At 48.5% G+C, this 17,643-nt stretch carries 8 protein-coding genes; 3 read left to right on the plus strand and 5 right to left on the minus strand.

Annotated features, from left to right (window positions below):
• The 4 genes from AAHB90_RS30325 to AAHB90_RS30340 all read right to left on the minus strand — a co-directional run.
• The coding region (locus AAHB90_RS30325; protein WP_342089068.1) for an SDR family NAD(P)-dependent oxidoreductase at nt 1-510 on the minus strand (510 nt) is incomplete at its 3' end.
• A 78-nt stretch (nt 511-588) separates the two neighbouring features.
• Nucleotides 589-1,527: an NADP-dependent oxidoreductase gene (locus tag AAHB90_RS30330; RefSeq protein WP_342089069.1), complete on the minus strand. Its 939-nt coding sequence runs from the start codon at nt 1,525-1,527 to the stop codon at nt 589-591.
• 109 nt (nt 1,528-1,636) lie between these two features.
• Complete coding sequence (locus AAHB90_RS30335; RefSeq protein ID WP_342089070.1) at nt 1,637-2,377, minus strand: AraC family transcriptional regulator; 741 nt, start codon at nt 2,375-2,377, stop codon at nt 1,637-1,639.
• Nucleotides 2,374-2,715, minus strand: a complete 342-nt coding sequence (locus AAHB90_RS30340) for a winged helix-turn-helix transcriptional regulator (RefSeq protein ID WP_090153783.1) — start codon at nt 2,713-2,715, stop codon at nt 2,374-2,376. The genes AAHB90_RS30335 and AAHB90_RS30340 overlap by 4 nt, the downstream gene beginning before the upstream one ends.
• Before the next feature lie 119 nt (nt 2,716-2,834).
• Between AAHB90_RS30340 and AAHB90_RS30345 the strand changes: the two genes are divergently transcribed.
• A complete protein-coding gene (locus AAHB90_RS30345) occupies nt 2,835-3,626 on the plus strand; it encodes an alpha/beta fold hydrolase (RefSeq protein ID WP_342089071.1) in 792 nt (263 codons plus the stop codon).
• 656 nt (nt 3,627-4,282) lie between these two features.
• On the opposite strand, the gene AAHB90_RS30350 is transcribed toward AAHB90_RS30345, so the two are convergent.
• The gene (locus AAHB90_RS30350; RefSeq protein WP_342089072.1) at nt 4,283-8,287 is read right to left on the minus strand and encodes a hybrid sensor histidine kinase/response regulator transcription factor; all 4,005 of its coding nucleotides are present in this window, start codon (nt 8,285-8,287) and stop codon (nt 4,283-4,285) included.
• A gap of 1,862 nt (nt 8,288-10,149) precedes the next feature.
• Here AAHB90_RS30350 and AAHB90_RS30355 point away from each other — a divergent pair.
• Nucleotides 10,150-10,824 (plus strand): LuxR C-terminal-related transcriptional regulator, encoded by a 675-nt coding sequence (locus AAHB90_RS30355; protein ID WP_342089073.1) that lies wholly within the window; start codon nt 10,150-10,152, stop codon nt 10,822-10,824.
• Between the two features lie 433 nt (nt 10,825-11,257).
• Nucleotides 11,258-17,518, plus strand: coding sequence for a T9SS type A sorting domain-containing protein (locus AAHB90_RS30360; protein ID WP_342089074.1), 6,261 nt, complete (start codon nt 11,258-11,260; stop codon nt 17,516-17,518).
• Nucleotides 17,519-17,643: the final 125 nt, after the last annotated feature.

The following is a 17,643-nucleotide window of genomic DNA, read 5'->3' on the forward strand; positions in this document are numbered from 1 at the left end:
CGCCACGGTGCCATTGATCCCGGCCTGTTTGACCAGACCGATCGTGCGAAGGAAGTTTTCCATAAAATAGGCAGAACGGATATGCAGCACATTCACACCTTCGAGCTGATTAAGCCTCACTTCTTGCTCGCCCGTGCCGCCCATGATGCCGTTGCCCTCGTGCATATGCGAGCCCAGACTGCTCATATTGACAATGTACCGGATTCCAGAGCGCTGGATCGCCTCGATTAATGTGCCGGTGACCTGTCGCTGGTATGCCCGTGTGTTGTCTGCTTTCACATTGTCCGGCAGGAGTACGAACGCACTGTCCGCGCCGGTGAAAGCCCGGGTGAGCTGATCCGCGTCGGTGATCTCCGCTGAGACGATCTCCACATCCTGCTCACGGTACGTTTCCAGTTTTTCGGTATGTCTTGCCACCAGCGTCACGCGGTGGCCTTCGCTAATCAGGATTTGGGCAATTTTACTCCCTACCGTGCCGGTGGCGCCGAGTACTACGATGTTCTTTTTCATTGTGTTGGTTGTTTGATTTTATTTGAATTGATACAAATGTCCCCCGCTGCGGGAGGAAAAACTTGTATCAGATCACTGTTATTCAATCACTACTTTACCTGTGTAGCCGCCCTGCTCGCCGTAGCGGTATGCTTCCTGAAACGCGTGGAAAGGAAAGACTTTATGAATCTGGATATCCAGCCCTTGCCCGGCCGCTTGCAGCAATTCATTGGTGTATTTTGTGGATGGACTGGCAAGGACGATCACGTGCTTTTTACCCGTGAAGAGGTTTTGGATCAATGAAGTAGGAATTTCTATCGGGTTAGGCGTGGGGTTGAGAAATCTGGAATGCGGCTTCATGATCTGCTTCGCATTCGCATAGCCCATTTTGCCCGACAGGTCGATGACGATGTCGTAGGTTTCGTTACCGGACAGCACCTGTTCTTTGCGATAATCGATCACCTGATCAGCACCCCATTTTTTCGCGAACGCAATGCCGTTCGAGCTGGTCACCGCTGTTACATGGGCGCCTTTTTGTTTCAGAAGTTGAAGCAGTATCATCCCGAAACCACCGGTAGCGCCATTGACCAAAATGTTTGTGTTTGAATCAATGCGCCCCATTTTTTCGATAGCCGTCAAGGCAGCAGTACTCACCACCGGAAGCGATGCCGCCTGGGCGAAAGTGATATTCGAAGGCTTTTTCCAGACTTGGAAAGCAGACACAGCGATGTACTCGGCGGAAGCGCCTTCCTTCATCATGTTTTTGACGACCCCGAAAACTTCGTCCCCTTTTTCGAATCCGGCAACTGCGCCGCCTACCTCTTCCACAATGCCGCTGAAATCAGCACCAGTGTATTTCGGGAATTTCGAGCCCGACATCAGTTTCACTTCCCCTTTTCGGATTTTCCAGTCCATCGGGTTGATGGAGAAGGCTTTGACCCGGATAAGTACTTCGCCTGATTGGATAGCTGGCTTGGGAAGTTCGGCCATTTGTAACACATCCACGTTTCCAAATTCCTGATACACGATTGCTTTCATGATATTGTTTTGTTTTGTTCAAAATGATATCACAAAGGTGCGGACGGGGCTGTGGACAAACTTGTATCAGATCACTGTTGTAGCGATGGCAACCGGTAAATGGAGGCGTTTAGTAGATTCGGATCAGGTCGCTGTTGTGTTTCAACGCTTTCGGCGGCATCCCAAACATCTCGTACATGTACTTGTTGAATTGCGGCAGGTCATAAAAGCCGGTGTCATAGGCAACATCGGTGAGCGTCCGACTTTCGTCGGAGAGAATCAGGTAAATGGCCTGCCGCAGCCGCGTCCACAGCAGGTATTTGGACAAACTGCTGCCTGTTTGCTGCTTGAAAAGCGAGGCCATACGGGATGGGGAAAGAAACACGATATCGGCAAATGTCTGCGGCGTAATATCCGCCTGAAAATAGTTCTCGGTAATGTAATCGACGATTTTGGCCACCCGCTCGTCGTATGTAGCGGCCGGAATACGCGCCAGCAAGGCTTCCAGCATATTGCCGACTTCCAGACTGTCTGTGGATGTCTGGAAAAAAGCATTTGAAACTGTGGGTGTTTCAAAAACAACATAGCTCTCATCCGCTTGAAATCGCCCTGCCAGTTCTAGTCCGATGGCAGAATACGGTTCGATGTTGAGCACATTCAATGTACCTTTCCCGGCCACACAGAAGTGGGAAACGTGCGGTTTAATCAAAAAACCGTGGATGCTTTCATGCTTCACCCCATCAATGGTCGAGTCGAACGGGGTATCATTGGTCAACACGATCTGGTAAGCCGAATGATGATGGATCTCGACGGTCAGATTGCGGGCGATCAGCGCGAGGATAAAGGGATTGTGGGTGAAAGCCGTTTTCATTTGCCTACAATTTCGTCCCGGAAGTGCTTGCCCCAGTTCCGCAGCTCATTCAAAAGCTCGCGCAGCGACATGCCCAGCGGCGTCAGCGCATACTCAACCGTCACTGGCATGCTGTCGTGCAGAGTGCGGGTTATGAGCTTGTTTTCTTCCAGCGCCTTTAATTCCTGCGAGAGCATTTTGGGTGAAATGTCGGGAATATCGCGGTGGATTTCTCCGAAACGCTTGGTGCCGTAAGTGAGCGAAATGACAATCGGAATGCGCCATTTGCCCTGGATCACCTCCATGGCATCCCGAGCTGCTTTGAGCTCGTACTGGCAAACAGGTTCTGTGCTTTTCATAGGGTTTTCAAATCGGCTGCTTACCTGGTGGTAACTACTTACCCAGAGGTAACAACTATCTTTTGGGAAGTGAATGTAGGTAGTTTTGTCGCATTGATCACCATCATTGAAGCAAAATCATGAAATATCTCATTCTTATTCTCGCATTCACTTTTAGTACCGCCGCATTCGCACAAAAGCACAAGCCCCGCACATTCATGCTCATCCACGGCGCATGGTCGGGCGGCTGGGATTACGCCAAAGTCGATTCCATTTTTAAAACAAAAGGCGACATCGTGTACCGGCCCACACTCACCGGCCTGGGTGATCGGGTGCATCTGGCGAATGCCGATGTCAACCTGAGCACATACATCGCCGACATCGTCAACGTAATCCGCTACGAAAAACTGCACAATGTCATCCTGGTAGGCCATAGCTTTGGCGGAATGGTCATTTCCGGTGTCGCCGAGCAGGTGCCCGACCGCATTGGCCAGCTTATTTACCTGGACGCGATGGTCCCCGACAACGGCCAAAGCGCGCGTGACGTCTGTGGTGAACTTTGGGATAAAATGATGGTGCCGTTTGTGAAGGACAGCGTTATGCAATACCCCTTCGGCCAGGCCGGTAGCCTCATTCCGGGAGACGTTCCGCAGCCGATCAAGACGTTCACCGAGCCTTTAAAAATCACCAACCCACAAGTCAAAAAGATCCCGTCCGCATTCATCGTCATGATCAAAAATGGCCAATCCAATCCTCTCAATGACAAAATGGGCCTGAACAAGGCTCGTGCCCGTGGGTGGAAAGTTTATTCGCTGGAAGGCGGGCACTATGCGATGCGCGAACAGCCGGTACAGCTAGTGAAGAAGTTGGAAGAGGTGGCGGCCAGCCGCCATATCAATAGTTTTCGGGTCGCTAAGCGTCACTTTAGGTGAATTCGTAAGCTTTTAAGCTGAGTGGGTATCCATATACCCCCACTATTTCCAACTGGATTCACAATTTGCAACCAAGACATCACTCAGGAAACTGTATATCTTGGATTGTTGGCGACCAGCACAGTAGGTAGCTGCCCAGTTTGTCAGCCGTTCAGATTAAGCTCCTGGTAAGCCTTCATAATTTTTCTTCTTGTTGGCTAATTACCCTGTAAAGTACTTGCCCAGACATGTATTCTGGTTTTTACGCCAGATGCCCGACGGCCCCCCTTAGAGCAGCCCAGCAAATACCAGCCATCGGCTTGCAGGCCGGTGTCAAACTAAGAGCACGCTTACTCAGGATTGTCGGCCAGCAATTAGTGCCTCGACCGCACTGAGGACCATTAGAAAATCACCAGTTCCGGTAGTGCAGATGTCAGAAGTTACTTCAAACGAACAATTTTATGCGGGATTGCAATATTGCCCCAAGCCGCAATAAATCAAGTCCGACGTCTTCAAAAAACAAAGGTCAACAACGTTATTGACCTAATTGATGTCCCAAAAAATGGAGTCCGTAGATTACGGGTTATATAGTCGGTCGACTGTCCCGTGCCTGTTTTCCGTTTGTCAAACCTCCCGGACGTACATTTTTTGTTACAATAAATTCCCATGGCCACAGTTCATGAAACTTTACCCCTCTTTGTTTCAGTCGGTGTTTTGCCAAAAATCTTTTTGAATTCTGTACTAAAGTACTTGCTGTCATCAAAGCCGATCATTGTGCTTACCTCGCTGACGTTATAAACTCCCGAATCAAGCAGCTTTTTAGCTTCATTAAACCGGACCGTTTTCATGAAATCATTGATGGTCAACCCTGTAAGTGACCTCAATTTTCTGTACAACGATGATACACTCATTCCGATCTGCGTGGCAAGTTCATTAACCCCAAAGTCTCGATCGGAAATATTCTCTTTAACAAGTGAGCTGAGTTTAGTGATGAATTCCTGGTTCTTGTCCTGGGCAATGTTTCTGCTCTCCAGTTGGTCCGCTACGACAGACTGACGGTAACGCTCTTTCAAATCGTCTCGCAGCCGGATCAAGTTGCGCACCTTTAGTTCAAGAATCCTCGGATCGAACGGTTTAACAAGATAATCGTCAGCTCCCGAGGCGAGCCCTTCGATGATTTGCTGGTTCTGTGCCCTTGCCGTCAATAACACGACTGGTATATGTGAAGTCGTAATATTCTCTTTCAAGTGGCTGCATACCTGCAAACCATTCATATCAGGCATCATGATGTCCGACAGGACAATGTCCGGAAGGTGCTCATTTGCAAGATGCAGGCCGCGAAGCCCGTTTTCGGCTTCCAGCGTGTTGAACTCGCTTTCGAAAAGCTCCCTGATAAACACGCGTAACTGATCGTTATCCTCGATAATGAGAATCGTATTGCCTTTCTTTGCAGAAACGCCGTTGTGGGCCTTAGGCAACGTTGCCACCGTTTCCAATAAGGTGCTGCCAATATAATCGCTGTTTTTCGGGGTGATTTGCTCGGGGGAAAAGTGCCGGTTTTCACGCAGCATCCGGATTGTTAACGTTGTACTGCCGGCCATAGTTTCGGTCTCGGGACGGCTTTCGGCGGTAAGATAGCCGTGATGCTGCTCCACAATGCTCTTGGAAAGCGCCAACCCGATCCCATAGCCAGGTTTTTCCGAATCCGCCTGATAGTAATACGTGAATAGTTTCCGCAAATGCTCTGCCCGTATTCCGTTGCCGTTGTCGTGGACGGTGATACTGACCTCCTTGGAGGCCTCTACAATGCGCACCACTACTTTCCCCCCCTCCGGTGCGAACTTATATGCATTGCTGAGTAGGTTATAAAACACCTTTTGCATCTGGGCGATATCCAGCCACAGCAGTACTGGCGTGTCCGGGCATGCTAGCGTCGTTTCGATGTCCTTTTCCTTCGCAGTATGCTCAAATGCGGCAATGACGCTTTTCATAATTTTGACCACGTCATGTTCTTGCACTTGCAGCCGGACCCCTCCACTTTGTATCTTACGGAAATCAAGCAGCTCGTTGACCAGCAATAGCAACCGGTCCGAGTTGTTTTTGGCATATCCCAAGTAATGCTCAACGGTTCTGCCCTCGTGCGCATGCTGGAAGGCTTTTTGCATCGGCGCCGAAATCAACGAAAGGTGTGTCCTGATTTCGTGAGAAACATTGGTGAAGAAGTCGAGTTTGACCCGGTTCAGCGCATTCTCCTTTCGGAACGAGCTTCGTAGCCAGAAAAACCTTGTAACCGCATACACTGTGGCAGCAGTCAGCAGAATATAGGCCAGGTAGGCATACCAGGTTTTCCACCTGGGTGGCAGTATATTGATTTTTAAGCGAAGCGGATCAGGGTTCCAGTAACCGTCCCCGTTCGCAGCCCGTACGGTGAACACATAGCCTCCCGGCGGCAGGTTCATATAGTTAGCAGATTGGCTACCCGTGTAGGTCCAGGTATTGTCGAACCCTTCCAGCTTGTAAGCATACTGGTTTCGTTCCGACCTTGGAAAACTCAACAGGGAAAAACTGATCGTAAAAATGTTCTGATCATGGCGCAGGGTCAATTCCTGGGTTTGATCGAGGTTTCGCGCCAGCAAACCGGTGTCGTCACCGGCTCTTACCTCCCGGTCCAATAATTTCAGCTGCGTTAACACCAACCGGGAAGTGCCGCCCCTTGCTGTCACCTGGCTGGGCGAGAACTGAAAAATCCCTTTGTTGGTCGTAAAGTAAAGCATACCGGTGACGCTCTTCACGCTCGATGCAGGCCGCGAAATTCCGTTGAAAGGAAGGCCATCTTGGTAGCCGTAGGTTTGCAGGGTGTGTTTGTCAGGGTGGTAGCGTGTCAACTCGGCCTCGGTAGCAAGCCAGAAATAGCCTTCATTGTCTATTTGGAAATCCTCGATTTTTAAAAGCGCAATTTTCGGGTCAAGCCGGAATTTGCCCGACGAGGAATCGAAGCTTTGCAAACCTTGCCGGGTGACTGCCCATATTCTACCTGCGCCATCTTCTGCCATTTGCCATACCCTGGCAAAGTTTCCACGCACTCGGCTTTTGTCGGTAGCCACTTCTTCAAAGTCGGTCGCGCCATGTTTGAGCACGAATACTTCGTCTCCGCCGCCTACCCAGAGATTTTGCTTCGAATCTTCTAACATACTGTGGGCGTAGGTGACAGATCTGTATTTTCTGAACCGGCCTGTATGTTTGTCAAACAATAGTGCCCCGAAAGTGCCTATCAACCAAAACCGGCCACTCGAATCCTCTAGAATATCGTACACCCTACCGTCGTCTAGCAGCTTGTCACTTCCAACGGCCACAGTAGGATAATGGTGGTAGACCCCGCTTTCAAGATTGAAGCTTGTCAGTACTGTATTTCCTGCGGCCCAGAGCATATTTTCCGTGTCAATGTAAAAATGATAATAGTCTGAGGAGGGTCGTAATTTCAGATCGAACGATCGCGCCTGTATACCTGAGGCGTCAAACAAGAACAACTTTTTCTGATCCTTCCCGATTACCCAAAGTTTACCGTCCCGGCAGTTCCCCATCCATGAATTGGCATAGCGAACATCGGAGATGCCGTTTACCACAAAAGGCCATGGAAGGAAACGGGGAGAATTAGGGTAAAAATTGCTGACGCCAAAATAGTACGTTCCCAGCCATATCCCTCCCTGTCGGTCCAGACACATTGTCTGAATGAGGTTGTCGGCCAGGCTATATATGTTGCCGGGTTGGTTTCTGTACCAGGTAGACTTTCGGCTCGCAGGATCGAACAACGCCAACCCGGAGTGCGTCGCCATCCAAAGTTTGCCCTTGCCGTCAGGCAGGATCTGAGTTACCACGGGAGTCCCCCCCTCAGGGTCGACGAAGCCCGTCATTGGTATGAATGTATTCGTTCCAATATCAAACTGCACGATCCCGCCCGCACTCGGCCCCAGCCAGATTACATTTCTTTTATCGAGATACTGAGTACGGAAATCGTTAATTAGCGGCGATTTATTGGCTGAACTAAAATAAAAAAAACGTTGAGGGGCCCCATTGGCGGGTAAATGGACGATCCCATTATCGCTTCCAGCCCAGAGGTCACCTTCGCTTGTTTGGCTCACTGAAAAGATGTCCTTGTCAAGCCCACCAGGACGGTGAAGAATATAAGTGATCTTCGTTCCGCCCTTTGTAATCACGATAGCGTTCAGCCCGAAAGGGGTTCCCACCAGTATCCTGTGGTCACGGTCTTCGAATATGAAATAGATGTTGTTATTGAGTTCGGGGTTGGTGTTGGGCAGATTGTGATCAATGTGCGTAAAATTGTCTGTCTCCCGGTTGTAAAAATCGAGGCCGCCCGTTCCACCTATCCAAAGATTGCCTTTTGAGTCGCAAAAGACCGCATTTAACATGTCGGAGGAAATCGAGTGTGGATCTGAGGAATTATGCGGGTATTTTTTTAGCGTACGCGAGTCATATCGGAACAGGCCCGCATTAGTAGCAAACCATATGAAGCCCTGTTTGTCCTGGACTATCCCTCTGGTATCGGACATAGACGCACCTTCCATACCGGTCAGATTCCTAAAAGCCTGTGCTTGGACAAAACGAGTAGAACAGATGATCAGAATAACGAGCACAGCCCGGCGAAAGACAAACAAAGTTTTCAAAAAACGTGAGTTAAATTAATCCCAACTATATAGAGCAAGTTGATGAAGAAGGTGCTCTTACACTCCTACTGAACACCATAGTGGTCAATCTTTCATTAAAATCCGCATCATCCCAGTTTGGCTTTTCATTGTATTTCAAGACGAGCAGGATAAACAAGAATGTGCGCCGATTTTTGGCGCCACTTGAAACTGTGAATCAACACATTGGCTCACACATCCTCATTTTTGGGAAAGTGATCTAAACATTATGGTTATTTTGAACAGCATCTCTACTCGACAGATTTCATTAAGAAAATGCTTTGCAAGTATATATCAATTTAAATTTCTATTCAAAAAAAGTTGTGGGGGGGGGGTACTGACAAACAGGATGGTTCTCTGGGAATTATGAGCTGTCTGGTTTATCGCAGGGATGTCAAAGCATTGTATTCTTTTTAAGCCCCACAATTTATGGGTAAGGCTCTATTCTTACAACACGAAATAATTGACAAAAAAACCTCCCGAAATTGCTAAAACTGTCCACCACGAATTTGTAAAAAAAATTCAATATTTACAATTAATTAGATAAACAGACCAAAACTCTTTCAATACTAGAAATTATTGTCTTTGAGATGACTAATAGGAAATTTCAAACGGCTGCGTCAATATCACATCATCTAACGCGTCCCATATTAGTCTATTCAAATAGATTTCCGTTGCACTATAACCTGGGTCAAACTCCTAATAATTGATCAGATCTTATTAGTATTATGCTTAAACATACATATCCTCAAACTCCCAATACCTATTATTTGCATTCTCTCGACTTATTACCAAATAATATTGTGAATAGGAGGCTAATAGTTGATAATTAGTTTATATGGGCACGGCGGTTTTGAGAGAATTCTTTTTATCAAGTGTTGAAATATCCCTTCATTCATTTTATACCTGTTGAACCTGTAAGTGTACTCATTTATATAGGACTGCAAATGGCGAACAGAATGGTGAGTGCCTCTTAACCAGGCCTTGAACATCAATTACGCTGCGATGCAATTGGTGGAAGTTTTCCTTTTTTCTCAGATTTTTCGCGTCTCAGATTGGGAAATTAGATCCCAAGCCCTTTGTAACCAATCCATCCATCGGCACGAACCAAAGCATCTTTATGAATATTATCGCTCATAAATTTCTTCAAGTTCTTTTTATCAGCCATTTCAATAACACGGCCATACATTCGGGAAACGCCCGGCGTCGGCCGTCCGATTTCATTTCCGTTCTACGGCAACGACCATTATTTTCTTTTTAACCTCATTGCGACCGATGGATTCATCATCTTGGCCACCAACACAGGTTGGTCTAAAAAACACCAGTAATTGACAAGATTTTCATAGCTGTGTTTCTCCATTTTTTTCGATGTTTGCAAAGAGGTACAAGGACTGTAATATCCAATAGCTCAGAATTCCTATGCCATGACAAGATTAATACTTCTGGTTTGTAAAATCTCTGGCTACCAAAGATTTGTATTCGGCTGTATCGTAGGTTGTTCCATCCAAATAACTGAATATGAAGCAGGTTCCGGCGAAGCCTTTAATTGGGGCTCCCACTGAATGTCGATAGCTGATCGAGGCGTAACCGTCAGCATCTTTATAGATATGGCACCGAAGCCCCCTCCGACAAACCAGCCAGGTCCAACCGGGTCAAATGGATATATGGTAACAATAAGGAGACTAACCCATACCGATTGCGGCTGCAATTAAAAGATCATTGAAGCGCTCAGCTAAGATGTTTTTCTTCTCTATTTGCCAATATTTATATGATTTGCTTTCCCGGGACTGAAAGACCTCGGCATTACAGTGTTAGAACATAAAATGTATCTTAATAAAATGAAAATGCCACCCACCTACGCCAATGTGGACCTAGTTGCTATTATTGACCCTCGCCCAATATTCAAAACTGGTTTCAGGGAAACTTTGGCCCAAACACGAAAATCCATAGAGATTATTGAAGCAGACAATTGTCCGGAACTGGAAAGGAACTATGCTCACCGCGCCCCGGGGGTTATCTTTATTTCCGGCACAGGCCATTCAGATTTGGAAATTATCAACCTGGCCAGCAGCCTGAACCGATACAGCCCACTTTGCTCGATAGTCGTCTACGATAACCGTAAATCTTGTGATTTCTTGTTCACCTTTTTTAAGAGGCGTATTGCGGGATATCTGTCTGAGGATTTCGATGCCCGCGACCTGGATATGTGCCTCAATTCACTTGCCATGGGCTTCCGCTATGTCAATAGCAAAATTGCATATGAGCTCATCACCCGCAAACAGCCCCGCCAAAAACAACCACGAAAAACGGAGCTTTCCAGGCTGGAACAAAAAGTAGCCGGCTGCCTGATAAGAGGGATGACGACTTCCCAAATCGCTCATACCCTGGACAGGCGCAGTTCGACAATCAGTACCGTCAAGTCGAATATCTACAGAAAAACCAATGTGAATAACATTATTGATCTAGCCAAAACCTTAAAAAAACAAGATGCATCATTTGAGGCTTTCGGGGAAAATTGACACTTGTTCTACCTCAAAATCGATCGATTTATAGAAAAAAATCAATTTGAACCAAAAGTCATCTAAAATTGATCAGATTTTCACACATGATTTGTAAACATTATGGAAATATTTGCATGTAGGATTAGATAGAATTTGTTTGACAAATTAAAACTATTTTGATTCAGGCGCCTGCATCAGAATAAACTACAAATCGTCATGTCTAAACCTAAACAGATCCGGCCAACCACCCTTCTCTGAATTTTTCAGACACTCAGAAAATGGTTACGTATATAAAGAAACGTTCTTTATATGCATGAATCTATTTTGCCCTTGTTTTCGCAATATACACTTACTCTGGTAGTGAGCAGGTGCAGGGTTGAGATTACCCAGTAGCACCTACCATTCGCCACCCGGTTCTCTCTTAATTATTTTTTATTTAACTAACCATAACATGAAAAAAAAGTTACGCAGTGGCCTGGCGATCCTTGCCCTGACGGTGCTCGGCTTGGCAGGGGCCCGGGCACAATCACCGGGGGGCGTCGCGGCTAATTTAAAGATCTGGCTCAGGCCGGAGGCTTTCTCCCCATCCAGTTGGACGGATGCATCCGGCTCCGGAAACAATTTTACCCAGACAAACACGGGTCGGCAACCATTCCTGGTGCCCGCGGTAGGGGCGGAGAAGTACAACTTCAATCCATTTGTCGATTTCGGTACGACCGGCAGCGACGCGCGCTTCATGGTTGTGCCCACTGGCAGGCCGTATAGTGCAAATGGCTCTAACAGTACACTCTTTACCACTTCGGTCAATCGAAACGTTTCGGGCTACTCGGATATCATCGGTTTTGGCGCAACAACTACGGGGGCAGGGCTCATCAATGCGAATTCTCCGGTGTACACCAACCTGGCTTCCAACATTATTCTATACCCCTACACCACAAACGCAGGATTACCGCAGGTCCAGGTAGGGAAAACGTATTTAAATGATGTCTCTTTCACAGTCGGCACCGCAGGAATCAAGTACGGCCAGAATGGCCAGACAGGAACTGTAAACAATACTTTTGCCGCCGGTAATGCAGCTCATGCCAATGGGGCTGTTTTGGGTTCACAGCCTGAGGTACGAAACGGCCTGATCGGCGAGGTAATCGCATACGAGCGTGATTTGACCGAAGACGAAAAGATCAGGGTACGTAGTTACCTGGCTATTAAATATGGACTGACCTTGCCCCATAATTACGTCGCTAGTAATGGTACGACCACATTCTGGGACCAAGCTGCCAACACCGGCTATAACAACAACCTTGCCGGGATCGCCCATGATGCGGGCACGATGCAGAACCAGAAGCAGTCTATGAGCGTCAACGATGGCAAGCAGGTATTGATCTCTACAACAGGCCTTGCCGATGGAAATGCCACCAATACAGTTGCACTTACCGATGGTCAGTTCCTGACCTGGGGTGATAATGGGCTCGCCAAAGCGCCGGTAGTTGCTTTTACGGGCGCGGGTATCAATTTCCGTTTTGCAGCGATCTGGAAAGCCCAGAACTCGGGTAGCGTAGGCGCGGTGCGCGTTGCCTGGCCTGCGGGTTTGACAAATCTAAAACTGATTCAAAGCTCCGATCAAACCATCGATAGTTCGGATCCTGTCACTGACATGAGCGCCAATACGCAGGTTATCAATGGTCTTTCCTATAACTATGCAGACGTAAGCATAGCTGATGGCCAGTATTTTTCTTTCGCTGCTTACGTTCAGTCGCCCGGCGGTGTCGCCACGGCCGCCTGGTACAAAGCGGATGCCCAGGGAACAATTTTCTCTGACGGCGGTACAACTGTGGCTACCGACGCACAGCAAGTCCAGCAATGGAATGAATACCAGGGTAAAGGTTTCAATCTTTTGCAGGCTACCACCGCCAGCCGCCCGGTATTTTCTACCACGACACTGGCTAATTTCAATCCGACGGTAACGTTTGACGGGAGCAATGATCAGATGTTTTACACTGCACCGGATGGTGTCGATGTGATCGACCGGGCCAACGGTTCGCTGTATGCGGCTGGTAAGATAAAGGATGTACAGAATAGCGGTTTTCTAGGGTTTCATGTTTCGATGAACTATCCTGGTCTGCATATGTTCAATTTCGGGGCAGACCGCAAATTGCTTTTCTTTACCGGTGGGCCTGGCTACCAGGGCTTTTCAGGCGATCCAATTACGGCTAACTCGTTTTTTACAGCCGGTGCAGGTTGGCAGAATGGTGCGGGAGCAAATGCTGCTTATTTGGGCGGGACCACCTCGTTCGATGGGGTAAGGACAAGCTATTCGGGCAGTGAAATGCAAAATGCAATCATTAATAATGCAAGCCGCGATCTGTACATTGGCTGGGATAGCGATTGTGGCCCATTCAGCGGGCAGCTTAATGAACTGATGGTTTTTGATAACAGGCTTTCGGAGGACGAAATGGACCGTGTCGAGAGTTACTTGGCTATCAAGTATGGGACGACATATGCAAAAGGCAGCAGGGACTACAAAAATTCATCCTCAGGTGTGGTCTGGGGCCAGGCGACAAATAATGGCTTTCACTTCAATATTGCCGGTATCGCTAAGGACCTTGGTGGCTCTCTCGACCAAAGGCAGTCGTGGAGTACAAATTCAGGCCAGCAGGTACTAATTGGCAGCAATGCCGAATTGAGCAGCACCAATGAATCCCACAGCTCAACACTTGCAGACGGGCAATTTTTGCTTTGGGGAGATAACGGGCTTGCCAAAGCCCCCGGAGATTACAATGCTGGCCTGGGCCATGGCGTTAACGCACTTTTCAAAGCCATCTGGAAAGTACAGAACACGGGCGGTGTTGGTACAGTCCGCGTCGCATGGCCGGCTGGTTTGAATAGCCTCTCGCTGGTTCAAAGCGCTGATGCTACGATCGACGGCTCGGATATTTTCACACCGATGGCTTCCAATACCCAAGCCATCAACGGGGTCACTTACAACTACGCAGACGTCACCTTGTCTGACGGCCAGTATTTCACTTTTGCCGGTTATTTGACTGGTCCGGGTGGTGTAGGTGTGGACCTATCCTTGTGGTACAAGGCTGACAATGGTGTAGAAGTTGACGCAAACAAGAAAGTTACAGGTTGGAATAATTCGGCGGCCAGCGATGTAAAACTTACAATGAGCAGCCCAGCCGCATACATCCCCTACAACGATCAGACCACATACGCCAAAACCTGGAATTTTAATCCTACGCTTTCGTTCGACGGGACTAATAATTACCTGAGAAACAACACTACTTCTTACCTAAATACTGGCGGCTCAGTCCACTACATTACGGTAGCGCGGCTAAGTGCCTCTACTTCAAGTGCCAACAGTATATTTGCTATTAGCGGTAACGATGACGGTTTCTTCCTATATCCGCAAGGAGGTCTTATTTATCCCTTGCCTGCCATTGGCAATGGATATAATGCAGCCGCAGCCGGTCCGGGTACGGAAAACCGTTTTGGTATTTATTCGGCTATCTTGCCTAAAACGGGGTCTCCTGCCAACCAGCGTGGCTTCTACAATGGCCTTCAAAAAGTATATACATCCCCATATCCGATAACTGGCGGATCTTATACGTTGCCCACTATGGGTGCCTATGTTGGCGCAGATGGAACTACTGCTGATAACGCAAATGGAGATATAGCAGAAGTTATTTTGTACCACGAGCCTACCGGCGGGGATATGGCTAATGAGGATCTTGCCAGAATACATAGTTACCTCGCGATTAAATACGGGATCACACTAGATCAGACTACCGCTCAAAACTACATCAATTCTGCCAGCAGTGTTGTTTGGGATGCGTCGACGAATACCGGCTATCAGCACAACATAGCAGGGATTGGCCGTGACAACGAAGCAAGTTTGTACCAGAAACAGTCCTGGAGTGTAAACGCCGGTCAACAAGTTTTGATCGGGACTACCGGTCTTGCGAGCACTAATCAAGCTAATGCCATTGGATTAGATAATGGCCAGTTCCTGATCTGGGGTGACAACGGACAAACGAAGGCCCCCGGCTCTTACAATGGTGGACTCGGACACGGGGTTAATGTTCTCTTCAAAGCCATCTGGAAAGTACAGAATACCAGTAGCATTGGAACCGTACGAGTTGCATGGCCTGCCGGCTTGAACAATCTCTCTCTGGTGCAAAGTGCCGATGCAACAATCGATGGCTCGGATACCTTTACACCGATGGCTTCCAATACTCAGACAATCAACGGAGTAGCTTACAACTACGCAGACGTCACCCTGTCTGACGGCCAGTATTTCACTTTCGCAACATTGATCCAGAATGCGCCGGGCGGCGTTTTCTCGGGGCTGTCACAATGGTACCGTGCCGATATGAGTATCACTAACACCGGCGATGCCACTGACGTAACAGCATGGACCGACGTAGCCTCTGGAATTGTCGCCAGTGAAGTAACAGGAGTCGCGCTTCCGAAATTCAAAACAGGGGCGGCTGATTACTTCAATTTTAACCCCGGTGTTAACTTTACGGCTGCCGATCAAACTATTGGAAACCTGGGCATTCAAACGCTCTCAGCACAGCAATATGATGTCTTTACGCTGACCAAAGATGGAATTTCCGCAGGCTTTAACGGACGGATATTCAGCTCGCTGGTTAACAATGCTAACCAGACAGGCAATATCGCATATTGGGACGGGCTCGGTATTAATGCGGCCAACAGTGTTGAAAGGGTAAACACAACTTACAGTTACCGCTACCTGGCCAATCCAGGCAATATTAGCTGGTCGACAAACAGCCCAAGCATCATGTACCATACCTTTACCAACACGACTGTGGCCAAAGGGCTCAACGGGGCGGCAAAAGGTGCAACGGCCACACACCCCGCCATTGGCGATTTAAATGGTGGCTTTACAATCGGAACAACCCAGTTCCCCGGCAACGGTAGCGATAATGCGGGCTTTACCGGCCACATCGGAGAACTGGTAGTTTACGGGTCGGGCAATATCACCCCCCTGGAACGCAACAAGGTCGACTCTTACCTAGCCATCAAATATGGCGTGACCCTGGCTGATACGGTGAACTACATTACATCTGCCGGCGACACTGTCTGGAACTCGGCCGCCAACACCGGGTTTTACAGGAACGTCGCAGGCTTAGGCCGCGACAATATCTCTGTCCTGCACCAGAAGCAAAGCCGCAGCCAACACGTCAATACCAATGGTCAGTTAACCATCGGTCTAGGGCAGATCGCAGCTACCAACCCTGCCAATCCCGGCACTATCGCTGACGGTCAGTTCCTGATGTGGGGTGACAATGGGCAAATTCAGGCCATGACCAACAGCGCTGCCAGCTATGCCACATTCACCTACGCCGGAGGCGCGACCAACGGCCGTCGTATGACCCGCGTCTGGAAAGCACAGAATACTGACATGGGCCAAGAGGTGTTGATCCGCTTCCCGCAGGCGTCAGTTGGAAATACCACATTCCCCGGTGAATCGTGCAGTCAATTTGTATTGCTCGTGGCCAATGATGCGGAATTTGCCACAGGTAGACAATTGAGGGCGTTGACATTGAACGGCACCGACTACGAGGCCCAATACAGCTTCCCGGCGGGAGTGAAATACTTTACCTTCGCCAAGGTCAATGGTTGGGCTTCGGGAATCGTGAATCTACCAGCTGCGGTTACCGCAGCACCGGATTTCTCTACCTGCGCTACCGATGGTTGGAACTATGCAAAACAGACTACCTCAACAGATAAATATCTGGCGATTAATGGTCTGACAGGCGCACAGCTCGGCAATTTGGACGTGACCATAGATCCGGTAGGGACTGAATTCAACGGCACGATTCATACCAAGCTGATGCCACGGGTGGCGACAATAACCGATGCTACTAATGGCACGTACACAGGCGTGAAAGTGCGGGTATATTTCAGCCAGAGCGAGCTGGACGCGACGATCGTGAGCGGTGCGGTTACCAACGGTTGGTTTAAATTCGAGGGGGATGCGGATGCGGCCCGCTCGGACATCAATGCCGACGGACTTCTAAATCCTGCCAAGGCGATCGCCCTGACCCCAAGTGCTTCGGGTGTCGAAGATGGTATCAGTTACGTCGAGTTTGACGATGTTACTTCATTCTCTTCATTTGTTTATGTTTCGACCACCAATGAAACGGCGCTCCCTGTACGTCTCGTCCGTTTTGAGGCGGCCAGGAAAGGCAGCTCGGCACAGCTAACGTGGGAAACCGCGGACGAGTCTGATAACAAGGGGTTTGAAATCCAACGTGGCGCCGCGGGCAGCGACTGGCAAACTATAGGCTTTGTTGGTAGCCAGACCGCAGACGGGAACAGCAGTTCACTGCTCCGATACAGCTTCACGGACGAAACCCCAATGACAGGCAAAAACTACTACCGCCTTAAACAAGTGGATTGGGATGGCAGCTCAGCATATAGCAGAATCGAAGTCATAGACTTCAGCGCTTCCGGTAAAGGACTGGTGCTGTATCCCAACCCCGTTGCTGGTGGTGTCATCACGCTGGATTTGCCGGAAGGCGGAATGCTTGAGGTTAATATCTATAACCTTTCCGGCAGCCAGGTGAAGGCATTCAAACAGATCAGCCGCGCGCTGGATGTGAAAGGACTTTCGTCTGGCAAGTACATCCTCAAAACAGTTTCGGAGAATGGACAGGTCTATGAAAAGACTTTCATTATTCCATAATGCCTTAGTAACTGATTACGAAAATGCTGGTAGCAGTCGGAGAAACCGACTGCTACCAGATTTCAACGCTATGGGGCCAGCTCTGGGCTCTTCAATAATCCATTTCATCACTTTTATGAACTTTA

This window comes from Dyadobacter sp. OTU695, assembly GCF_038440355.1.
In the GTDB taxonomy this organism is placed as follows: domain Bacteria; phylum Bacteroidota; class Bacteroidia; order Cytophagales; family Spirosomataceae; genus Dyadobacter.

What these genes read in the sequence shown, in the direction of transcription:
- AAHB90_RS30330 (WP_342089069.1), bottom strand. Translation starts at nt 1,527, where the DNA reads ATGAAAGCAATCGTGTATCAGGAATTTGGAAACGTGGATGTGTTACAA.
- AAHB90_RS30335 (WP_342089070.1), bottom strand. Translation starts at nt 2,377, where the DNA reads ATGAAAACGGCTTTCACCCACAATCCCTTTATCCTCGCGCTGATCGCC.
- AAHB90_RS30340 (WP_090153783.1), bottom strand. Translation starts at nt 2,715, where the DNA reads ATGAAAAGCACAGAACCTGTTTGCCAGTACGAGCTCAAAGCAGCTCGG.
- AAHB90_RS30345 (WP_342089071.1), top strand. Translation starts at nt 2,835, where the DNA reads ATGAAATATCTCATTCTTATTCTCGCATTCACTTTTAGTACCGCCGCA.
- AAHB90_RS30355 (WP_342089073.1), top strand. Translation starts at nt 10,150, where the DNA reads ATGCCACCCACCTACGCCAATGTGGACCTAGTTGCTATTATTGACCCT.
- AAHB90_RS30360 (WP_342089074.1), top strand. Translation starts at nt 11,258, where the DNA reads ATGAAAAAAAAGTTACGCAGTGGCCTGGCGATCCTTGCCCTGACGGTG.